At 47.6% G+C, this 18,789-nt stretch carries 16 protein-coding genes; 7 read left to right on the plus strand and 9 right to left on the minus strand.

Going from position 1 to position 18,789, the window contains the following annotated elements:
- Nucleotides 1–8: 8 nt before the first annotated feature.
- The gene (locus OSC7112_RS03590) at nucleotides 9–6,680 is read right to left on the minus strand and encodes a translocation/assembly module TamB domain-containing protein (protein ID WP_015174624.1); all 6,672 of its coding nucleotides are present in this window, start codon (nucleotides 6,678–6,680) and stop codon (nucleotides 9–11) included.
- A 693-nt stretch (nucleotides 6,681–7,373) separates the two neighbouring features.
- On the opposite strand from OSC7112_RS03590, the gene OSC7112_RS03595 reads away from it, so the two are divergent.
- Both OSC7112_RS03595 and murQ read left to right on the plus strand, forming a co-directional pair.
- Nucleotides 7,374–7,748, plus strand: a complete 375-nt coding sequence (locus OSC7112_RS03595; protein WP_015174625.1) for a DUF3110 domain-containing protein — start codon at nucleotides 7,374–7,376, stop codon at nucleotides 7,746–7,748.
- Between the two features lie 214 nt (nucleotides 7,749–7,962).
- A complete protein-coding gene (gene murQ, locus OSC7112_RS03600; protein ID WP_015174626.1) occupies nucleotides 7,963–8,877 on the plus strand; it encodes an N-acetylmuramic acid 6-phosphate etherase in 915 nt (304 codons plus the stop codon).
- Nucleotides 8,878–9,280: 403 nt separating this feature from the next.
- On the opposite strand, the gene OSC7112_RS03605 is transcribed toward murQ, so the two are convergent.
- The 5 genes from OSC7112_RS03605 to OSC7112_RS03625 all read right to left on the minus strand — a co-directional run bounded on the left by OSC7112_RS03605 (nucleotide 9,281) and on the right by OSC7112_RS03625 (nucleotide 13,062).
- Nucleotides 9,281–9,811 carry a P-loop NTPase family protein gene (locus OSC7112_RS03605; RefSeq protein ID WP_015174627.1) on the minus strand — a complete coding sequence of 177 codons (531 nt, stop codon included), beginning with the start codon at nucleotides 9,809–9,811 and terminating at the stop codon, nucleotides 9,281–9,283.
- 171 nt (nucleotides 9,812–9,982) lie between these two features.
- The gene (locus OSC7112_RS03610; protein WP_015174628.1) at nucleotides 9,983–11,266 is read right to left on the minus strand and encodes a CAP domain-containing protein; all 1,284 of its coding nucleotides are present in this window, start codon (nucleotides 11,264–11,266) and stop codon (nucleotides 9,983–9,985) included.
- Between the two features lie 45 nt (nucleotides 11,267–11,311).
- Nucleotides 11,312–11,713, minus strand: coding sequence for a hypothetical protein (locus tag OSC7112_RS03615; protein ID WP_015174629.1), 402 nt, complete (start codon nucleotides 11,711–11,713; stop codon nucleotides 11,312–11,314).
- Between the two features lie 68 nt (nucleotides 11,714–11,781).
- Nucleotides 11,782–12,456, minus strand: coding sequence for a phycobilisome degradation protein NblB (gene nblB, locus OSC7112_RS03620; protein ID WP_015174630.1), 675 nt, complete (start codon nucleotides 12,454–12,456; stop codon nucleotides 11,782–11,784).
- Nucleotides 12,457–12,600: 144 nt separating this feature from the next.
- Nucleotides 12,601–13,062: a CBS domain-containing protein gene (locus tag OSC7112_RS03625; RefSeq protein ID WP_190274323.1), complete on the minus strand. Its 462-nt coding sequence runs from the start codon at nucleotides 13,060–13,062 to the stop codon at nucleotides 12,601–12,603.
- Nucleotides 13,063–13,307: 245 nt separating this feature from the next.
- On the opposite strand from OSC7112_RS03625, the gene OSC7112_RS03630 reads away from it, so the two are divergent.
- From OSC7112_RS03630 to OSC7112_RS03640, 3 genes are all read left to right on the plus strand, one after another.
- A complete protein-coding gene (locus OSC7112_RS03630; protein ID WP_015174632.1) occupies nucleotides 13,308–13,634 on the plus strand; it encodes a (2Fe-2S) ferredoxin domain-containing protein in 327 nt (108 codons plus the stop codon).
- A gap of 109 nt (nucleotides 13,635–13,743) precedes the next feature.
- Nucleotides 13,744–15,231 (plus strand): D-alanyl-D-alanine carboxypeptidase/D-alanyl-D-alanine endopeptidase, encoded by a 1,488-nt coding sequence (gene dacB, locus OSC7112_RS03635; protein WP_015174633.1) that lies wholly within the window; start codon nucleotides 13,744–13,746, stop codon nucleotides 15,229–15,231.
- 217 nt (nucleotides 15,232–15,448) lie between these two features.
- On the plus strand, nucleotides 15,449–16,345 hold the full coding sequence (locus tag OSC7112_RS03640; RefSeq protein ID WP_015174634.1) for an alpha/beta fold hydrolase: 897 nt from the start codon (nucleotides 15,449–15,451) through the stop codon (nucleotides 16,343–16,345).
- 327 nt (nucleotides 16,346–16,672) lie between these two features.
- Here OSC7112_RS03640 and OSC7112_RS03645 read toward each other — a convergent pair whose 3' ends face one another.
- The 3 genes from OSC7112_RS03645 to OSC7112_RS40675 are packed head-to-tail and all read right to left on the minus strand — an operon-like array spanning nucleotide 16,673 to nucleotide 17,400.
- Nucleotides 16,673–16,897 carry a response regulator transcription factor gene (locus OSC7112_RS03645; RefSeq protein ID WP_083888111.1) on the minus strand — a complete coding sequence of 75 codons (225 nt, stop codon included), beginning with the start codon at nucleotides 16,895–16,897 and terminating at the stop codon, nucleotides 16,673–16,675.
- Between the two features lie 29 nt (nucleotides 16,898–16,926).
- On the minus strand, nucleotides 16,927–17,151 hold the full coding sequence (locus OSC7112_RS40670) for a hypothetical protein (RefSeq protein ID WP_223300751.1): 225 nt from the start codon (nucleotides 17,149–17,151) through the stop codon (nucleotides 16,927–16,929).
- Nucleotides 17,152–17,190: 39 nt separating this feature from the next.
- Nucleotides 17,191–17,400 carry a hypothetical protein gene (locus OSC7112_RS40675; protein WP_015174635.1) on the minus strand — a complete coding sequence of 70 codons (210 nt, stop codon included), beginning with the start codon at nucleotides 17,398–17,400 and terminating at the stop codon, nucleotides 17,191–17,193.
- A gap of 178 nt (nucleotides 17,401–17,578) precedes the next feature.
- On the opposite strand from OSC7112_RS40675, the gene OSC7112_RS37770 reads away from it, so the two are divergent.
- Together OSC7112_RS37770 and OSC7112_RS03655 are read left to right on the plus strand one after the other, a co-directional pair.
- Nucleotides 17,579–17,785: a hypothetical protein gene (locus OSC7112_RS37770; protein WP_150111483.1), complete on the plus strand. Its 207-nt coding sequence runs from the start codon at nucleotides 17,579–17,581 to the stop codon at nucleotides 17,783–17,785.
- A 232-nt stretch (nucleotides 17,786–18,017) separates the two neighbouring features.
- The gene (locus OSC7112_RS03655) at nucleotides 18,018–18,737 is read left to right on the plus strand and encodes a hypothetical protein (RefSeq protein ID WP_015174636.1); all 720 of its coding nucleotides are present in this window, start codon (nucleotides 18,018–18,020) and stop codon (nucleotides 18,735–18,737) included.
- Nucleotides 18,738–18,789: the final 52 nt, after the last annotated feature.

Genomic DNA, 18,789 nt, shown 5'->3' on the forward strand with positions numbered 1-18,789 from the left:
GCTGATGCCTAAAACCTCAATTCATATTCAGCAGTGACGCGATTGTCTCCTTGAAAATTAGTCGAACTCCTGAGTAAAATTTTGTCGCTTATACGATACCGTAAATTAAATTCAGTAGGCTGATTAGCTGACAAAACCCTAATGATTGATGCTGAAAGATTGCGCGTGATATCGGCCCCAACTTCCAAACCTAAACCGAGAGAACCCCCACCAGAAGCAGTCCCCGAACCCGATCGCGCTGTTTGTGCTTCGTTGCCTCTAATCCGAGTGGGAAATAATCGAAATTCGCTCAATCCTGTGGCGTTAGTAATCGCAGATTGAATGTTGTTCAATAAACCCGCACCGGCTAAATTTGCGATCGCCAGTGTACTGTCTCCCTGTCCCAAAGTCTGCACGAAACTGCCGCCCAACAGCGCTACAATCTCTGTTTCCGATCGACTCGGAGAACTCCTCAACTCCAGACTTTCCGCCAACTGAGAAGCCCTTCCCCGCACTAACGCTTGAATTCGGACACTCCGCACATTGCCGAAACTTGTCGGTTCGTCTGCTATTTCAGAGGCTACAGATGTGCCGGGAGTGCGGAACCGCGTTACTTCCTGAACCGAAGTTGCTAATCTCACATCCAGCGTCGGATCGAGTCCTTGTGTTGGTACAAAGGTAGCAGTCTGGGGGTATCCTCGATCGAGTCTAAACTCTGTGGTAAACAAATTCACCGACCCGGAAGTCAACCGAATCGTACCCTCCGGGCGAAGATCATCTAAAGTTCCATTCACCGTCAAGCCCCCAGTCGCCTGAAAACTCAATATCGGCGCACTCGTTACCCGAATTCCCCTGCCCAAATTCAGCCGCAAATCGTTCAATCCAACTTCAAAGGAAGGGGAAGGGGAAGGGGAAGGGGAAGGGGAAGCAGCAACATCAGTCGCAGGGGAAGGAGAAGATGTGGAATCAGAAGCAGAATCAGAAGCAGAATCAGAAGAAGCTAACTGAGTTGTGCCGCCGCCGGGACTCCGGAGAAATACTTCACCGTTGTACAGTTCAATATTACCGCTCAACTGCGGGCGCCTAGCCGTGCCCCTTGCCTGCACTTGACCGACAACGCCGCCGCTGTACAATCCTCTGAGGTTCACTGCCAACTTGTCTAAATTTACAGCCAAAGGATTATCCGCATCGACATCGCCCTCAGCAAAGGGCACAGACAGCGGAATCACGCCAGCGGCGACAACTTCTCCCTGACTCAACTGTCCCCGAATTCCCTCTACCCGAATACGATCGCCCTCAAAGCGCACCGTCCCAGTCAGCCCTGTCAGCGGTTCTGGGAAGGCTCTCGCGCGGACGGTTGCATTTTCAAAATTCGCAATTCCTTGCGCTACAGGCTCTTGCAGCGTCCCTCCCACGCGAATTTGCACCTGTCCCTTGCCGCTGACCCACGCAACTTGCGGAGTCAATACATTAATAATTGCCAAACCTTCATTTTGCAAATTCGCCCTCAAATCAATTTGATTGCTATCAGCTTTCACCGCTGCAAACGGCAACTCAAAAGGCAAACTTCCGGTGACCTCAATCGGTTCGGTTTGAGTTACCAAAGCGCTGCCGCCAAAATTCAGGCGGGCGTTGCTGTAACTGAAACTGCCGTCGGCTTGTTTAATCGGTTCTCCGTTTAGCGTACCGTCAAGCAAACTCAATTCTCCGGTGGCTTGCGGGTTTTCCAAACTGCCGGCCAAATTCGCCCGCAAATTCAAATTTCCCGTGACATCCACAAAAGGCAATTCCACCAGTTTTGCCAACTCTTCCACAGGCACATTTTCTACCCGCAACTGCCCGGATTGAGCTTTTTGCCCGAGTTGTCCCGAAAAGCCGATCGCACTTTTGCCCGATCGAATTTCCAAAGGCAAAACAGTTAAAATCCCGTCCTGAAAACTGCCTTCTATGCTGAACTTTTCAGCGACATATTTTCCCCACTGCCAGTTATCGCCTTTCACGTTAAATTGAGCTTGCACGCCCGTTTGCAAAGAACCGGCAACAGCAATTTCCGCGCCGAAAGTGCCTTGCAATTGAGATAGCGCAGGCAATTTTTCCGATGATTTCACTGCCTGCTGCTGCTGCAAAATTGTTTCTATTTCTGCCAAGCGGCGCAACTGTTCGATTAGCGGGGCATCCGGTTCTCCGACTGCCACAGTTTGCACGTCGCCGCTGTCACCGTAAACGGGAGGTTTTATGCCTCGGGCTAAGTCGCCTAAATTGAAATATTGCAAAGCCGCTAAAACCTGCTGCAAATTCCCCTGCTGGACGTTAACTTTGCCGGCAAATTGCGGGTTGGCCCCTGTTTGAACATTGCCGGAAATTAAGTATTGACCGCTGCCTTGGCGGAATATGCCATTTGTGAGAGTGGCGCTGCCTCCTTCGTAGCTGAATTCGGCTTGGAAACTGTCACCTTTAATGTAGCCGATCGCCGGTTGGGCGATCGCAATTTGTCCGCTTGCTTGCAAAGTCGCCGGATTTAAAGGCATCTTCCAACCGGGCACATTCACTTGTCCCGAAACCGTACCGGTTATCGGCCCCAAACCGGCTTCTTTACCGGGTGATAGATTCAAAGCAGCCAGGGGAAAATCGCTTAAATTAACTCGCAAAGTTTCTCCCTCGGTTTGCCCCCTAGCCACAGATTCCCCGCGTTGAATTAAGAAAGATGTCGGCAGAAAAGATTGATTTAAAGCTACTTCGATTTTGTCGCTGGCACCGGCCAAACGCAAATCTACACTTTTCCCAGCATCCGCATTCACACTCCCCGCCAGTACCGAGTCAAAAGCGATTTGATTTACTGCTAAATCCCGCACTTCCACGTCGCCAACTAAGCTGAGGGCGGCGAGGGTTCCGGTGAGGCTGCCGGTAAAATCGACATTGCCGCGCAGGGGTGGGTTTTGCTGTGAGGAATTTTTGCCCGCAACGGTGGACAAAAATGCTAACTGTTCTGCAGGCAAAGCTTCCAGATTAAAGTTGGCGAGTTTGACATCCAAATCTAAGTTGGAAATCGAAGGCAATCCTTTACCTGCCAACTCGACGTTAACAAAGCCATTTGCTGTCAAACCCGGAGTTGTGGCGTTCTCAATTTCCACCCGTTTGCCGTCCCAATTAAATACTGTCTCAAAAGGTTGTTTCAAAAACGGCAATTCCGAGATGCGGAAACTGCCGCCGGCGCGAACATTTTGTAGGGGCGGTGCCCCCGTGCCCGCCGCAATCGGGCCGGATAAATTGATATTGCCGTTAAACAGTCCTCGAAGCTGGGGGAGATTTGGGGTACCAGAGGCTACTCCTCCGGTTTGCAAGCTTTGTCGCTGGGCTTCAAAGGCTTGCTGGAAGAGACTTAGAGCAATTTGCTCGCCCTCGATTGACGCGCGCCAATTCCCCGATGCGGCGCTGCCAACCGCATTGACAATTCCTCCGCCGTTGGCGAGTCGAATTTGTCCGTCGCCGTTGGCGGTGATGCCGTTGGCGGTTAGATTATCTACTGTTCCCAAAATGCGGGCTTTTCCGTCGAGGGTTCCGTTAATTTCTGGCGGTAAATCCGCTGTCAGCAAACCTGTTTGTTTGAGGGTTTGTTCTAAATTGCTGACGGCAATTCCGTTGGTTTCTAGCAATGCTTGCAAGTTGCCGTTTTCCAATTTTGCTGTAGTATCGATCGCCCCGAGTCGATCGACCAAAATCCGTCCTTCTCCCTTAGCACTAATTCCCTTGGCTGTCAAGTTATCCAAACTGCCCGCTGCTTGGAATTCGCCGTTAACTCTGCCGTCCAATCCTTTAGGCAAAGTTGCTGTCAGCGGAAACAGTTGCAGATTGCGAACAGTTTGTTCTAAGCGGCTGAGAATAACTCGATCGGCATCGGCGAAAGCTTGCCAGCGTCTGTCTTCTAATTTACCTCTAAAAGCGACAGCACCGTCGGCAATATTGAGTTTGCCGCTGCTGTTGACAGAAATATCGGCGGCGGTTGAATTATCAAGATTGCCGCTGGCTTGAATTTGATTCGATATTTGTCCGTCTAGCGATTTTAGATTTTGGATTTTGGATTTGAGATTGTTGAGGTTGGCGACTGTTTGGGCATTGTCAGCAGTGAAAGCCAAGCCAACATCTAACAGCGGCAATCCTAAATCTACCAGACGGCCGATCGAAGTGCGATCGGTTTCTGCTGTTCCCTGCCAATTTCCATCTGCCAATTCTCCTTTAAAATTAACATTGCTGCCAGTAAGATTGAGTCTGCCGCTGCCGCTGGCATTGATGCTGCTAGCAGTCAAATTGTCAAGAGTTCCCGATGCTGTAAATTGACTCGATAGCAGTCCGTCGAGCGATTTTAGATTTTGGATTTTAGATTTTAGATTGGCAGATTGTTGATTTTCGGGATTGAATGCTGAAGCCACATCTAAAATCGGCAGTGTCAAATCTACCAAACGGTTGATGGAAGTGCGATCGGTTTCTGCAGTTGCTTGCCAGTTTCCCGCTACTATTTCTCCGTTTAAATTGACATTGCTGTCGGCAAAATTGAGCCTGCCGTTAGCATTAATATTGATTCCGTCGGCAGTCAAATTGTCAACATTTCCCGCGGCTTGAAATTCACCTGCTAGCTGTCCGCCCAGCGATTTTAGATTTTGGATTTTGGATTTTAGATTGTCTAGATTGGCGGTCGTTCCCCGTGCTAAAAACGGCAAGCCAATATCAATTAATTGATTGACGGCAACTTTTTCAGTGTTGCCAACAACTTGCCAGTTCCCCGATTCTAGTTCGCCATTAACATCAACTATACTGTCAGCAATATTCAGCCTTCCTTTGCCCGTCGCTGCGATCGCCTTTAAACTCAAATCGTCCAGAGTTCCTGCTGCTTCCAGGGTTCCGCTGAACAAACCCGCTAGTTCAGGAGGCAAATTAAGCCCCGGTACGACTTGCTGCAAACTGTTGAGTTCCACGCCATTGCCCTCGATCAAAGCTTGCCACTGACGGTTTTTTAGCGCCGCATCCACGTTAACAGAAGCGTCGCCAATTTTCACAACTGTATTTTGTAAATCCGCCGAATTACGTCCGGCTCGAATTTCGCCCGCTGCGGGGAAAGTTGCTTGCGGTGCTTGCCATTGAACTCTCGCTTGAATGTTGTCTAACGGGCCGAAAATTTGAGTTTTGGCGGAGACACTGCCAATATTAACACCAGCAGGAATTGGGAGAGCGTAAATTTGGGCGATCGCGTCTCCGGGTACATTTTCAGCTTGGAAGTCAAACACCAAACCCGATCGCGAATTCTCACTTCCCAATGCAATATCGACTTCACCTTTGCCGCCAATTTTACCGCCCGCCGCCGGCACTACCAAAATATCGCTCAAAGTCAAACCTAAAGAGGAAAACGGGGGAATAGAAGATTGAGAATTGGGAGTTGGGATTTGAGCCATTCTCCCCCGTTCCAATTTGAAATTAGTGCTAATATTATTTAATTGCAGTCGATCGACCGTAGCGGGTTTTGTCGAGGCGATCGTACCTGTCAGCACCGGCATAGCAACTGTTCCAGTCAGCTTGGCATCCGCCTTCACTTCCCCCGCAACCGCAACGGGCAATGCTACTTTTTGCCCTAACTCTGTTTCCACCGCACTGACAATACTTGCAAAAGCGACTGGTTGCACGTTCGTTGTCAGATTGAAGCTAGCTTGTTGGAGATTAAAATTAGTTCCAGTTGCAACTGTTCCTGCTATTTTCAGCGGAATTAAACCGTAATTAGCCGCCAGACTATCGACAATCAAATTAGTTCCCTGAAACCGCAACTGACCGCTGCTATTTTGTACGATCTGTTTCAGCGGAGAAATGCTCGCTTGCACTCCTCCAAAACTAGCCGCTCCGGTAATTCCCGATACTTTATTGTCTCGCAATTGCACGGTCAAATTGCCATTAGCCAGACCTTTTTGTAAATAAATGCCGGGAAGCTTCAGCAAGCGAGCGAGGTCGGGCAAAGGCAAATTTTGACCTTGCAACTGCACGTTAGTTTGAGCCACAGGTAACAGAGAATCCGCTTTTACTATAAAATTATCGCTGTTAGTAAACTGACCGTTTAGTTCGTAGAGAACGCGCTGATTTTGGTCGCGAAATAGAGCGCTGCCATTTTTCAAGCTTACAGAAATGGGAGCCGAAGTTTTCTGTCCGACTGCGGGACTCGGCACCAAAACTGCGGCGACATTTTCAGCTCGAATTGCCTCAACTTCAGTTTTAAATAAACCCGGAGATTTCCGCTCCGCAGTTGGAATATTAACCCAGCGGCCCTGAGCATCCTGTTCGATATAAGCGCTGGGTTTAACTAAGGTAATATCTAATTTGAGAGTGCGGTTGAACAGCAGTGGCAAGATTGAAAATTTCACTTCCACTGCTTCTGTAGAAGCGTAATCGGGATCGGTAGGAGTTGCAGGTAAAGTCGATCGGCCAAACCGCAAACTTGTCAGAGAAAATCTCTCCAAACGTCCGATTTGCACAGGCCGCTTCAGCAACTGACTGACTTCAGTTTCCACCAAAGGAGCTAACTTTTCCCGCACCCACTGGTATCCTACCGCCGCCGCAACCAAGGCGATAATGCCCAATCCCGTACCGCTAAGCAGCAGCAGACGCCACCAGCGGCGGTGGGGACGGGGTGCGAGTTGATTTTTGTCGTCGTCCGAGTTAGTCATGGGTGTTTCTCAGAAATCAGAGAATTCAGGAATTAAGGAAATCAGCCGATTTTAGACAGGTATAATTTCTGTGATTCGCCAGGGTGGCTTCTGCCTTTGGTAGACTCACAAGTGAGGTCGGAAGTGCCGTAGGGGCGTAAGCGTTGCCCGCCCCTACGGGGGCTACGCCAACGCAGAGGATCGAATTTCAAGATTCACGTCGCACTCCGGGGCAGAGTCCAATAACCTTTACTAAACTTAATCAAAACACGCAACACGATTTAAAACCAAGTCCTCCAACTCCCCTAAATCCATTCGATCCCGCCAGTGGACGATCGTCAATCTAAAATCTAAAATAGAACATCTAAAATCGGTTAGATTCCCCCTGCAGTGCAGGATCGGTGGTGAATCTGAAATCTCAAATCTCAAACCAAGTCCTCCAAAGGGCCTAAATCCATTCGATCCCGCCAGTGGACGAACGTCAATCTAAAATCTAAAATAGAACATCTAAAATCGGTTAGATTCCCCCGCAGTGCAGGATCGGTGGTGAATCTGAAATCTCAAATCTCAAACCAAGTCCTCCAAAGGGCCCAAATCCATTCGATCCCGCCAGTGCACGATCGTCAATCTAAAATCTAAAATATAAAATCTAAAATCGGTTGCCCGATCGCTTCTAAGATAAAAAAACGGTGGTTAAGAAGGTCTTTAAAACTTATGCGAGTGTTCGTCTTACTCTTCAATGCCCGCACCGAGAACGAGGGAATTCATACCATTCAACTCGGCGATCGCAATAAAGTTCTAATGTTTGAGTCAGAAGACGACGCCACCCGCTTTGGCGTGATGTTGGAAGCTCAGGATTTCCCCGAGCCCACTGTTGAGGCGATCGACGAGGAGGAAATTAAGGAGTTCTGCGACAGTGTAGATTATGATTGGGAACTTGTGCCAGCAGGCGCGCTGGCGATCCCGCCAGAAGACAATGTAACACAGACTCAGTGGCAGCCGGACTCCGAGCCCGAGCCCGAGATCGATTCTGAGGTTTCCCAAAATGAACTGGATTCTATTCGCCGCCGACTCGAAGGACTTTTGTAATGGGAAGTTCGGCAACGAGTAGTGTACGGGATTGAATGGATGGATATTGAGGCTCGAGGTGAAGAAGGAAGAGGGAAGAAGAATAAATTTGATATCTTCCAGCGCGATCCTAGGCTCAATTTCTAGATGAAGGCTTCCAGGCTGAACCGGGGACTGTTTATGTCTCTTGACTTCGGTTGCTAGCCGACAACTGACAATTAACAACTGACAAAAAATGAAGAATTTGGAAGAACGGGGCCATCTGCTGACGGAACAGGTGAATGCCAACAGCGAGAATTTAGACCAACTCAGTTCGATCGAATTAGTGGACTTGTTCAACCGGGAAGATGCCCAAACCTTAAGCGCGATCGCCCGTGCCCGCAAACAGTTAGCCCAAGCGATCGACATTGCAGCCGAGTCTCTGCGTCAGGGAGGCCGCCTGTTTTACGTCGGTGCCGGTACTTCCGGGCGTTTGGGGGTGCTGGATGCGGCCGAGTGTCCCCCTACCTTCTGCACGCCGCCAGAACTCGTACAGGGCATAATTGCCGGGGGCGCGGGGGCTTTGGTGCGGAGTTCGGAGGATTTGGAGGATCGGGCTGAGGATGGGGCCGAGGCGATCGCCCACCGTCAAATTACCAACTTAGATGTGGTTGTCGGGATTACTGCTGGAGGTACGACGCCGTTTGTCGCCGGCGCTTTGCAGGCGGCGCGCCAGCGGGGGGCGAAGACTGTGTTTATGGCCTGCGTACCCGTCGAACAAGTGAATTTTGAGGCTGATGTTGATATTCGGTTGTTGGTTGGTCCGGAGGTAGTGGCGGGTTCGACGCGCTTGAAAGCCGGTACAGTCACAAAAATGGCTTTGAATATCCTTTCGACTGGCGTAATGGTGAAGCTGGGGAAGGTTTACGGCAATCGGATGGTTGACGTGGCGGTGACTAATAAGAAATTGCGCGATCGGGCTGTGCGGATGTTGCAGGATTTGACTGATTTGAACCGGGATGAGGCGGGTTTTTTGCTCGAAAAAAGCGGCAAGTCTGTTAAGTTAGCTTTGATGATGCACTGGACTGGTTTGGAAAAGGAAGAGTGCGATCGAATTTTGGGCGAGTTTCAAGGGAATTTGCGATCGGCTGTGGCATCAATTCGTCAGTAGTCAACCGATTTTAGATTTTAGATTTTAGATTTTGGATTGAAGAAATAGACCCCACTGATAAATCCGGCCCCCCAAACCAAATTGCTTTCGGTCAGCAGTCAGTAGTCATTAGTCATTAGTCAGCAGTCATTAGCTCTCTTTTGTCACTTCGGGCGAGAGTATCGCGGTAGGGTGCGTCGCTCATTGATAGTCGTAAATAATCAGAATTCTGGCGGCGACGCACCCTACTTTAATTAGAATAGGAGTAGGATAATCATCTCTACCGAAAGTGACAGAAGAGGGTTAGTCATTAGTCATTAGTCATTAGTCAGTGGTGACTTGTTAGCACAATGCCTTGCGGCGATGATGCCCCATGCCCCATGCCCCATTCCCCATTCCCCATTCCCCATGCCCCATTCCCCATTCAGTTGTCAACTGTCATTGGTACTATCGATTCAACAAATTGTGAAATCTCTTCAGTAGATCTGATGTGATAAACACTTTTGGTATTGTGAGCGCGATCGACATACTCGCGATATCTGGGAGTCAAATACTTGTGACACAACCACAGAGCGCGGTAACTATTAATTGAACTCTTCAAGATCGGACTTTTTTCCGGCCAGCCTTCTGGCGGCATAAAGCTACCTGTGATTAGTCGTTTAGTCACCCACCAGAAATGCACGTATAGTGGCAGATCGACAAAAACCAGACTATCCGCCTCATTGAGTCGAAGCCAGACGGTTTCCATACAACCAAAACCGTCAATAATCCATCTGTCAGTAGCCAAAATTTTCTCATGGATATGCTTATATTCTTCATTTGGAACCTCAGCGCCCCCAGATTGATATTTAATCTTATCCAAGGCGTAAAGTGGCAAACCAGTGATTTCAGATAATTTCTTGCTGAGAGTTGATTTACCGCCTCCAGCGTTGCCAAACACGGCTACTTTTTTCATAGTTATCCATCTTAGTAATCATGCAGTTTGTAGCAAGATTTTGGAGAATTGCTATAACAACTGAAGTAGTAGGGTGCGTCAGCTTCGACAATCTGGGCTACCCATCCAATCCATACGAACTGACGCACCTTACAAGCTGCATAAGTGAAATTTTACACTACCGATTCCCCGTTACCCATTCACAAAAATGCTCGATGTAAGTTGACTTTGACTGACACCCTGCACGATTCCCAAATAATTACTGCCCGACTTAATCGCCCAAGAAGCGATGCTTGCACCTCCATCCAACTGCAAACTCACAGCTTCAAAAGTCAAGTTTGCAAAGCCGATACCGTCAGTCAAACCAATTTTATCCCCAGCCCCAAAATCGACAATTACATCGGCACTAATTAAAGTAGCAGAAGCAGACAAACCTCCTGCCAAGATAAACGTATCATTTCCGCCGCCCCCCGTCAGAATATCTTGACCGCGATCGCCCCCCAACAAATCGTCGCCGTTACCGCCAATCAAGACATCATCTTCTTTGCCGCCGCGAATAGTATTGTTACCGTCTCCTCCGATTAGTCGATCGTTATCGTTGTTGCCGCTGATAAAATCATTGCCAACACCGCCATCAATTAAATCCGATTCTTTGCCGCCCGATAAGCTGTCATTGCCTCCTGCGCCGTTAATTGTATCCGCACCTTGCATTCCATTAATGCTATCAGCACCTTCTCCCCCGGTGAGATTGTCTTTGCCGGAAAGGGCAAAAATTGGCAATCCCGCAGCATTTGTCGGTATTTGAGTATCGGCACTATCTGATAGGAAATAATTGCCGCCGCTGGCTGTATTTTTGGGTGCTGTCGTCGGGCTGCCGTCCCCTGTAGCATTGGGTATTGGCGAAGTAATAGATATAGTGTTTGGTGTGGGAGTCGGTGTGGGAGTGGGAGTCGGTGTCGGTGCGGGATTGACACTACCGTCAAGAGAAGTCGCAAAAACTTGCGTCCAATAGTGATTCCAATTTTCTGTGCCAGTATCGTCGGCTAAAAAATAGTAACCAATCCCAATTTCTTTGAGATTCGGGTTAAGAATGTTAGCGCGGTGGCCGCTGCTGTTCATCCACGATGATACAACTTGTTCGGGTGTAGAAGAACCCGCAGCGATGTTTTCTGCCGCCGCTGAGAATTGATAGCCCGTTGCAGAAATCCGGCTTGCTAATGACGAACCATCTTTTCCGGTATGGGAAAAGAAGTCTTGCAGTGCCATGTTTTGGCTGTGATTTTCCGCCGCATTTAGTAACTGAGTATTTAAGATTAGCGGGGACAAACCTAATTTACTGCGTTCTAAGTTAGTAAGTTCTAAAACTCTATAAATAAAGTTTTGATTGGTTGAAGTTGGTGCGACTTGAGAAGCCGATCGCTCTCCTGTTAAAATGTCCGAGGACTGAGAACCTGAATTTTGTAGTTGTTCAAGCATGGGGATGATAAATAGTTTTAAGACTTGGCTTTGCTGGTAGATGGCTTACCGTCTTAACGATAGTTTCCCCGATCGCAAGCTGGTTGCGTACAATTCAATAATTGTCTTAGTCCCTGCCGCTGCTTTATCTATTTTGATTATAGCTGTTGTCAAAGTGCGGATGTCAAGAGGCTGGCTCTGGTTGGGAAAGGGAAGAGTGCGATCGACTTTGAGGAGAGTTTTCAAGGAATTCGCGATCGCCCGTGGCATCAATACAATTTTCGAGTTGAGATTTTCGAGTTGAGATTTTTCCTGATTAGTATGGTTTACGCTACGCACCCAGCCTGCTGGCTGGCTGGCGAGAAACCCGGTTTCTACGACTTTTGCACAGAGGAACAAGAAATATAGGAAGAAACCGGGTTTCTGAAATATGCGTGCGATCGCGAACAGAGTTTTTAGTAGAATCATCAGAAAAAATTCTAAATTAATTCAAAATTCACAACCGCGCAGGCTTGTTCGCGATCGCCAAAGCACTCTCAAGATTTCAAACTATTTTCTTGTCCGACTTTAGCCTCCTGAGCCACTTGCTCAACCTCATCTTTGGCGAGAATTTCCAAAGCCGCCTCTGCTTCTTTACCGCCCAACCGCCCCAAAGCTTGAGCTACTCTATAACGGATCTGCCAATCAGCATTGGAAGCGTAGGGAAGCAGCAGCGGCAGCGCCCGTTTATCTCCCAATTCACCTAATGCGCTAATGGCAATAGTTTGGATCAATTCGTTTTCAGAAGTCAGGGCATTTTCTAACATCGGAAAGGCTTTCGGATCTCCCATTTCTCCCAAAGCGGCGACGATGCTCAGTTGCACCAACCATTCAGAGGTACTGCTATAAACTTGCTGCAAATCTTCTAAAGCATCGGTTAATTTCAATGCGCCCAAAGCATCGGCTGCTGCTGCTTGCACGTCGGGTTCGGGGTCGTTGTTCAGGCTGTGAAGCAGTACCTCTAAAGCGTTCGGCAGATTCTGCGTACCGAGGGTTGATATTTGGCTGACTGCTGCGTAGCGAACCCGGACGTTTTTGTCGCCGATCGCAATTTGAATCAGTTTATAGGCGATCGCGGGTTCTAGTTGGCGCAGTTGGTTGACTGCTCGCAGTCTTTCGCCAAAATCCTCGGAATTAAGCAATTGTTCGACAGACTCAGGGGTAATGCTCATCGGATTTTAGATTTTAGATTTGAGATTTTAGATTTGGTAATTGGTAATTGCCAAAAGCGAGCGAGATTTAAGGAGCGATTCCCTACGGGATAGCTTCGCTTCACGACTCATGTTCTGATACACTCCTGGAACTGCAAAAGTTAATTAAGACTCCGCCGCCATCGAGCGAATAATATCTCCCCTAGTGAGGATGCCGATTACTTTGCCGGCAGAATCGACCACTGGTAATCGGTGGATGCTGCGATCGTGCATCAGTTTGGCAGCTTCTGGGACAGATTTGTCGGGCCCGATGGTAACTGGGTCTGTACTCATCGCTTCTCCTACTGTTTGTCCTAAAGCCTTGTGGAGTTCTCGCTCGTAACGAGAGGGATTTTCCAAATAAATTACGCTATCGAGCACCATGATATAAGCGGGCGGAGTTACGCCGCTTTCCCGCCACATCAAGTCGGTTTCGGAGATGACTCCTACCAACAAGTCATTCTCATCTACGACGGGAAGACCGCTAATGCGTCGATCGGCTAAAATTTTAATCGCTTCGTTCAAGGGCATTTCGGGTCGCGCCAAAATCGGCTCGCGGCTCATTACATCGGCTACTGTTTTTGGCATGATTAGCGGTTGATTGAGTTGTTTCTCTAAATCGATCATATAGGGAAAGCGCGGCACAGACTGAAGAAAGGCAGCTCTGCTGAAGGTATTCGTTAGAAGGTAGAAGGAAGGAAAAATTTTGAGTGCCAGAATTTTTGCTGTTTTTTTCGATCGCACTCTAAAATTCTGCCCTTTCCCGGACTCCGGCGGGCGATCGGGCTGACAAGATTGTTAAGATATCTTAAAGAGCGGATAAATCCTTAGCAATGCCAGAATCTCCAACCTCAGAACCAGACTCCCAACCAGAACCCCGCTGTGTATTGGTTTGCCAGTATCAATCTTGCCTGAAAAACGGTTCAGCAGCAGTGCTAGCTGCTTTTGAAGCTCAACAAGTTGCAGGGGTAACAGTTGAGGCCAGTAGCTGTCAGGGACAGTGCAACACTGGCCCGACTGTACGAGTTACCCCTGAGGAAATTTGGTATTGTCGAGTTAAACCGAGTGATGTACCCTTGATTGTGGAACAGCACCTCAAAGGGGGAAAACCTGTAGAGGCGCTGTTCAATCCGAGAATTCATGCGCGTTATTATTATTAAAATTGACTTTACTCCGCGACACTTCCAAGCTCTCGCGCATCTAATTTTAATAATTATTGTTAAGGAACTTGCGCTCATCAACCCGGTTTGTACGATCGATCTCTAATATATGTACGACTTGAGAATCAAAGGAATTGCGCTTAGTTTGTTAGTGCTAGTTCTGGGGCGTCCGCCGGCGGTTGCTGCTCAAACGTCGGCGGTTGCTGGGGATATTTGTCCTGCGGAATTGGGGTCACAAGTAGATGCGATCGTCAACCGTCCCGAATTTAGCCGATCGCGCTGGGGCATTTTGATTCAACCTCTATCTTCTACTGCTACTCTCTACAGCCGCGACGCCCAAAAATATTTTATTCCCGCATCAAATGCCAAGCTGCTAACCACAGCCGCTGCTTTGCAGAAACTCGGTGCAGATTTTCGGATTAAGACATCGGTTTACAGCGGCGAAAATGGAAGTTTGTACGTTGCCGGCAGGGGAGATCCTAGCATTGCTGAGCCTCAGTTGAAATCCTTGGCGCAGCAGTTGAAGCAGCGGGGAATCAGTCAAGTTAACGAGTTGATTGGCGATGACAGCTATTTTCAAGGCAGTGCAGTCAATCCGAATTGGGAATGGGAAGACGCGCAAGCTGGCTACGGAGCACCGATTAACAGTTTAATTTTCAATCAAAACGCGATCGACCTTCTCTTGTCCCCGCAGAATCTCGGGCAACCTCTGAAAGTTACTTTTGCCGAACCCAAGCTGGCAAATCAGTGGCAAATCCAGAATAATTCAGTAACAGTCGCCCAAAACGAATCTGAGTTTATTGAAGTTGGCAGAGAGTTCGATCGACCTGCAATTCGAGTTAGCGGACAGTTGAAAGTTGGTGCAGAATCAGAATCAGCTTATGTCGCCGTTGTCAACCCCGCTAATAATTTTTTGCAGCATTTTCAGCAAGTTCTGGCGGCGGAGGGAATTCCTGTCAAACAGGCTTTCGTTGCATCTGCTTCTGGGAATTATAATCAAGAATTAGCGACTGTTGAATCGCCTGCGATGGCGGAATTGGTGAAAGAAACTAATCGAGAAAGCAACAATCTTTATGCAGAAGTTTTATTGAGGTTGCTGGGAAAAGTTACAGACAAAATGCCCCTGCCGCAAACACTCACAGCCAAGATGCCCCTGCCACAAGAGGATACAGGTGAAATCGGTTTGAAAGAGTTAAAGACAGTTTTAACTCAATTAGGAGTAAATCCAAACAGCTACATATTAGCCGACGGTTCCGGCTTGTCTCGCCACAATTTAATTAGTCCAGAAGCCTTGGTGCAAACTTTGAGATTTATGGCAAATTCACCTGCTGCGTCTATTTACCGCCAGTCACTGCCGATCGCTGGCGAAAACGGCACTTTGAAAAATCGCTTAAATATTACACCAAACCGCGTAACTTTGCAAGCGAAAACAGGAACTTTGAGCGGAGTTTCGGCACTGTCGGGATATATCGAAGTTCCGAATTACGAGCCTTTGGTGTTTAGCATTATAGTGAATCAATCTGACCTATCGGCTGCAAAAATGCGATCGGCAACTGACGAAATTGTGCTATTATTGAATCGCCTGCGCCGCTGTTAAAACAACAAATTTAAGGTGAGAAAGTTAAGATTAGTAATTACACCTAAAAAGCAGGACACCGAAAAACCCTACCAGTTTTAAGTTTAATTAGATTGCAGCGGCGGGACTCGAAAAGCAGCTACAATAAAAGCAGAAACATTAAAACCATTGGGTCGTTTCAGCCTGCTACCAGTCGGCTGGTTCTGTACTTCCCCAAAATAAGTCTAACTTTCCAACTATGAATTCTTTCGATTCCGAACAGCAACACATCTTTGTCGAAACCAACAACATCCGCCTGCACTGCGTTTCTCAAGGAGAAGGGGAGCTCGTTCTCCTCCTGCACGGGTTTCCAGAGTTTTGGTACTCTTGGCGCCATCAAATCCCTGCTTTAGCGCGTCATTTCAAGGTTGTGGTGCCGGATTTGCGCGGCTACAACGATTCTGACAAGCCGGCCAGCGGCTACGATTTAGATACGCTGAGCGCCGATATTCGCGGTTTGATTGCCAGCTTGGGCTATGCAAAAGCTCACGTTGTCGGTCACGATTGCGGAGGGGCGATCGCGTGGAATTTAGCTCAAAAATTCCCCGAAAAACTCAACCGCTTGGCGATTTTAAACGCTCCCCACCCGCAGCGATTCGTGCAGGAAATGGCGAGCAACTTAGATCAAATCCGCCGCAGTTGGCACATTTTGGCTTTTCAGGTTCCCGGCATCCCCGAATGGTTGATCCGGCAAAATTTGAAAGATTTTGTGCAAAGTATTTTGCAGGGACAAGCTATTCGTAAAGGAGCTTTTAGCGCTGAAGAAACTAAGATTTATCAGACTGCTTTAGAAAAGCCGGGAGTATTAGCGGCTGCGATGAATTATTACCAGCAGATGTTTCACCCGCAGCGGCTTTGGAATTGGGGACAGAAATTAGAACCCGTGACAGTTCCTACTTTGGTGCTTTGGGGAGAAGAAGATTCGTTTTTGAGCCACAAACTTGTAGAAGGTTTAGATCGGTTAATTACGGCTCCGTTTAAGTTGAAATTAGTTCCTAACTGCGGTCACTGGATTCAGCAGGAAGCGCCGCAAACGGTGAATCGAGAATTGCTGAGTTTTCTGAGAAATTCTTCTCCTTCTTTGGCTTTGGCATAGAAAAAAATTAACGCTTGCAAATAAGAACGGGCTTTCCGACCCGTTCTCGATGTCTGAGAAATTCTACTGTTTCATATCAACTCCGGTAGCGTCGGGATTAATAGTACCCACAGTCAGGACACCGCGAGTGCCTGCGTCCCCACAATTAATCGGGGTAGGGACACTCTTGCACTCGCGGTGTCCTCGGTATCATTCAGATACTACCGGAAACGATATCAGTCGCGATCGCACGCTTTCCCAAAAAACCCGGTTTCTCGCTGTCACGTTCGAGCGTATATGACCAAATGGCCTGAATCAACCGGGTTTTTGCGTCCAGGACTGTGTTGGTTAATCCCAGAGCAAATTTTCTTGGATCAGCAGTGCAATCATCGCCGTTCTGGAACAAACACCGAGTTTGATAAAAATCCGCCTCACGTAAGTAGCAACCGTCCAGTGACTGATATTTAAATTTTTGGCAATACATTTATTTGGCAGACCTTGGGCTACTAATTGCGCGATTGCTCTTTCCCGTGGACTCAGGCTAATTTCCGGTTTGTAACTTGTGCTTTGCATATTTTTGCAATGAGGTAACGAGTTAAAATCTAATCAATTAAGGGTTGAATTCTGAGTTTTTCTCGAACTTCAGATAAAGGAGTTTCCCAATCAGATGCAACATCCCAATCTGTTAGCCGATTGGCTAGTTTTCCGTGTTTTAAGCCTTTGATAATTTGTCCGATCGCCCATTTGCCACCGAGCGGTCCAACTAACACTAAAATCGCACAGGAAGGACGAAATACTTGAGCGCGAGTAAACGCTTGAAGTACCAATTCATCTTCTGTTGAAGCTGAAAGACCCGTCAGAACCGGTTAAACGTCGTGGTTTCGCTGAATCCAGTCTCCTGATGCGATCGGATCAAAGCCTTGTTCGTCTAGAAATCGCGCCACTTCGCACCCTAATGTTCCTGCTGGCAGTTGGCGCAATTTTGCCAAGTCTATTTCAAAATGTCGAGCTCTCTCAATTTGAGGATTAATTGTTTGAGCCATCTTTAATATAACTCCTAATTGACCGTCAGTCATAATTTATTATCTGTTCAACAATGATTTAACTTTCGAGCCAATTAATCTGTGTTTGTCAAGTTCATTTTGACGCTGAATCAAGACGACTTTTTTTACCGACTCAGCTTAAAAACCTTACTTTCTGTGACACCAATCGGCGATCGGGAGCTTTTACATTTCTTTACAAACCTTCTGAGATGTGAAATCTGCTATCTGTAAAAATCGCCCTAGTGTTTGGAATCCCAACTTGACTCACTGGGAAGTACCCGTAAAATCTACAGTATTTAGCGGTGATTGGAACTCCTTTACTTACGTATATAAATTTATTCTGCTGCTAATTATTGGAACTTGCAATGAGTCAGAAGTGGAAGCTTGCAGGCATTGCGATCCAGGTGCATACAAGTGAAGAGAGTTGAAGGGAGCGGAAGCAAGGTGAAGTTATGCAGAGTTGATTTTTCGGAATGACGCAGTAGTCCCAATCCCCTGTGGTTGCGGAATTTGTCGTGGCAATCATGGGGGATTGCCCGTATGTCGTTAGAATGTCGCTCAAATGAGTGACACTATTTTGAGCGACTGGTCAAATATCTTCACCAACAGCTACAAATAAAGTAGAGATTCACATCATACAAGGTGGTGCTATGAAAAAGCTTTACATTTTGTTATCCACAGGAGTTCTGTCATTAATTTGGTTCGGTGCTGCTAGCGCTACGACTTATGTTAATCCTAACGGCAGAACTACTTTAAACCTGTCAGAAAAAGGCAACAATCGCAGCGGTTTTTACTTTACCAAAGTAGGCAATCGGGAATTTTTGGGCAATATTCAAATTACCAGTTCCGAAGGAGCAGTAGGCTCTTACTATTACAATGGGACTTTCAAAGACAGTGCGACAGGCCCTGGCAGAAAAATTGTTTGTTCTGGGGATATTACCATTGTTAGGCGTCAAGTTGGAAGGAGCAGCCAATTGGGTTCCGAAGTTACTTGGAAGGTGAAAGGAGGAGAAAATTGTCCTTCTCTTGGCCAGACATTTAAAGTAAATTTAGTCGAATCTTTACCGCGTCCTAATGGAAGTGGCGACTATACTTCTAGCAATTCTAATACTTGGTTGACTGAAACTGCTGGTTCTGCAACTTGGCCTGCTTGGCGAGTCACGTCGCGAGATGGAGAACTCAACTGCCGCAAGACGCCAAACGGAGCAATTAAACAAGTTTACCGCGCGGATAGAGATACAATTGCTGCTGAACTCAGGGGAGGAAATGCGATTACGATGGCGAACGGTCAACCCTGGTTGCTGACAAGGCAAGGCTGTTATGTGCGCGCTAATTCTCAATACGTTCAGCCAGTTTCTATGCCACAGTAAGTGACAAAAGCGATCGATAAACTGCTGCTCATCTGAAAGCCTGACTTCTTAA

This window comes from Oscillatoria nigro-viridis PCC 7112, assembly GCF_000317475.1.
Taxonomy (GTDB): domain Bacteria; phylum Cyanobacteriota; class Cyanobacteriia; order Cyanobacteriales; family Microcoleaceae; genus Microcoleus; species Microcoleus nigroviridis.

Coding starts and splice junctions, on each gene's coding strand:
- OSC7112_RS03590 (WP_015174624.1), bottom strand. CDS start 6,680: ATGACTAACTCGGACGACGACAAAAATCAACTCGCACCCCGTCCCCAC.
- OSC7112_RS03595 (WP_015174625.1), top strand. CDS start 7,374: ATGCGAGTGTTCGTCTTACTCTTCAATGCCCGCACCGAGAACGAGGGA.
- murQ (WP_015174626.1), top strand. CDS start 7,963: ATGAAGAATTTGGAAGAACGGGGCCATCTGCTGACGGAACAGGTGAAT.
- OSC7112_RS03605 (WP_015174627.1), bottom strand. CDS start 9,811: ATGAAAAAAGTAGCCGTGTTTGGCAACGCTGGAGGCGGTAAATCAACT.
- OSC7112_RS03610 (WP_015174628.1), bottom strand. CDS start 11,266: ATGCTTGAACAACTACAAAATTCAGGTTCTCAGTCCTCGGACATTTTA.
- OSC7112_RS03615 (WP_015174629.1), bottom strand. CDS start 11,713: ATGATTCTACTAAAAACTCTGTTCGCGATCGCACGCATATTTCAGAAA.
- nblB (WP_015174630.1), bottom strand. CDS start 12,456: ATGAGCATTACCCCTGAGTCTGTCGAACAATTGCTTAATTCCGAGGAT.
- OSC7112_RS03625 (WP_190274323.1), bottom strand. CDS start 13,062: ATGCCAAAAACAGTAGCCGATGTAATGAGCCGCGAGCCGATTTTGGCG.
- OSC7112_RS03630 (WP_015174632.1), top strand. CDS start 13,308: ATGCCAGAATCTCCAACCTCAGAACCAGACTCCCAACCAGAACCCCGC.
- dacB (WP_015174633.1), top strand. CDS start 13,744: ATGTACGACTTGAGAATCAAAGGAATTGCGCTTAGTTTGTTAGTGCTA.
- OSC7112_RS03640 (WP_015174634.1), top strand. CDS start 15,449: ATGAATTCTTTCGATTCCGAACAGCAACACATCTTTGTCGAAACCAAC.
- OSC7112_RS03645 (WP_083888111.1), bottom strand. CDS start 16,897: ATGCAAAGCACAAGTTACAAACCGGAAATTAGCCTGAGTCCACGGGAA.
- OSC7112_RS40675 (WP_015174635.1), bottom strand. CDS start 17,400: ATGACTGACGGTCAATTAGGAGTTATATTAAAGATGGCTCAAACAATT.
- OSC7112_RS03655 (WP_015174636.1), top strand. CDS start 18,018: ATGAAAAAGCTTTACATTTTGTTATCCACAGGAGTTCTGTCATTAATT.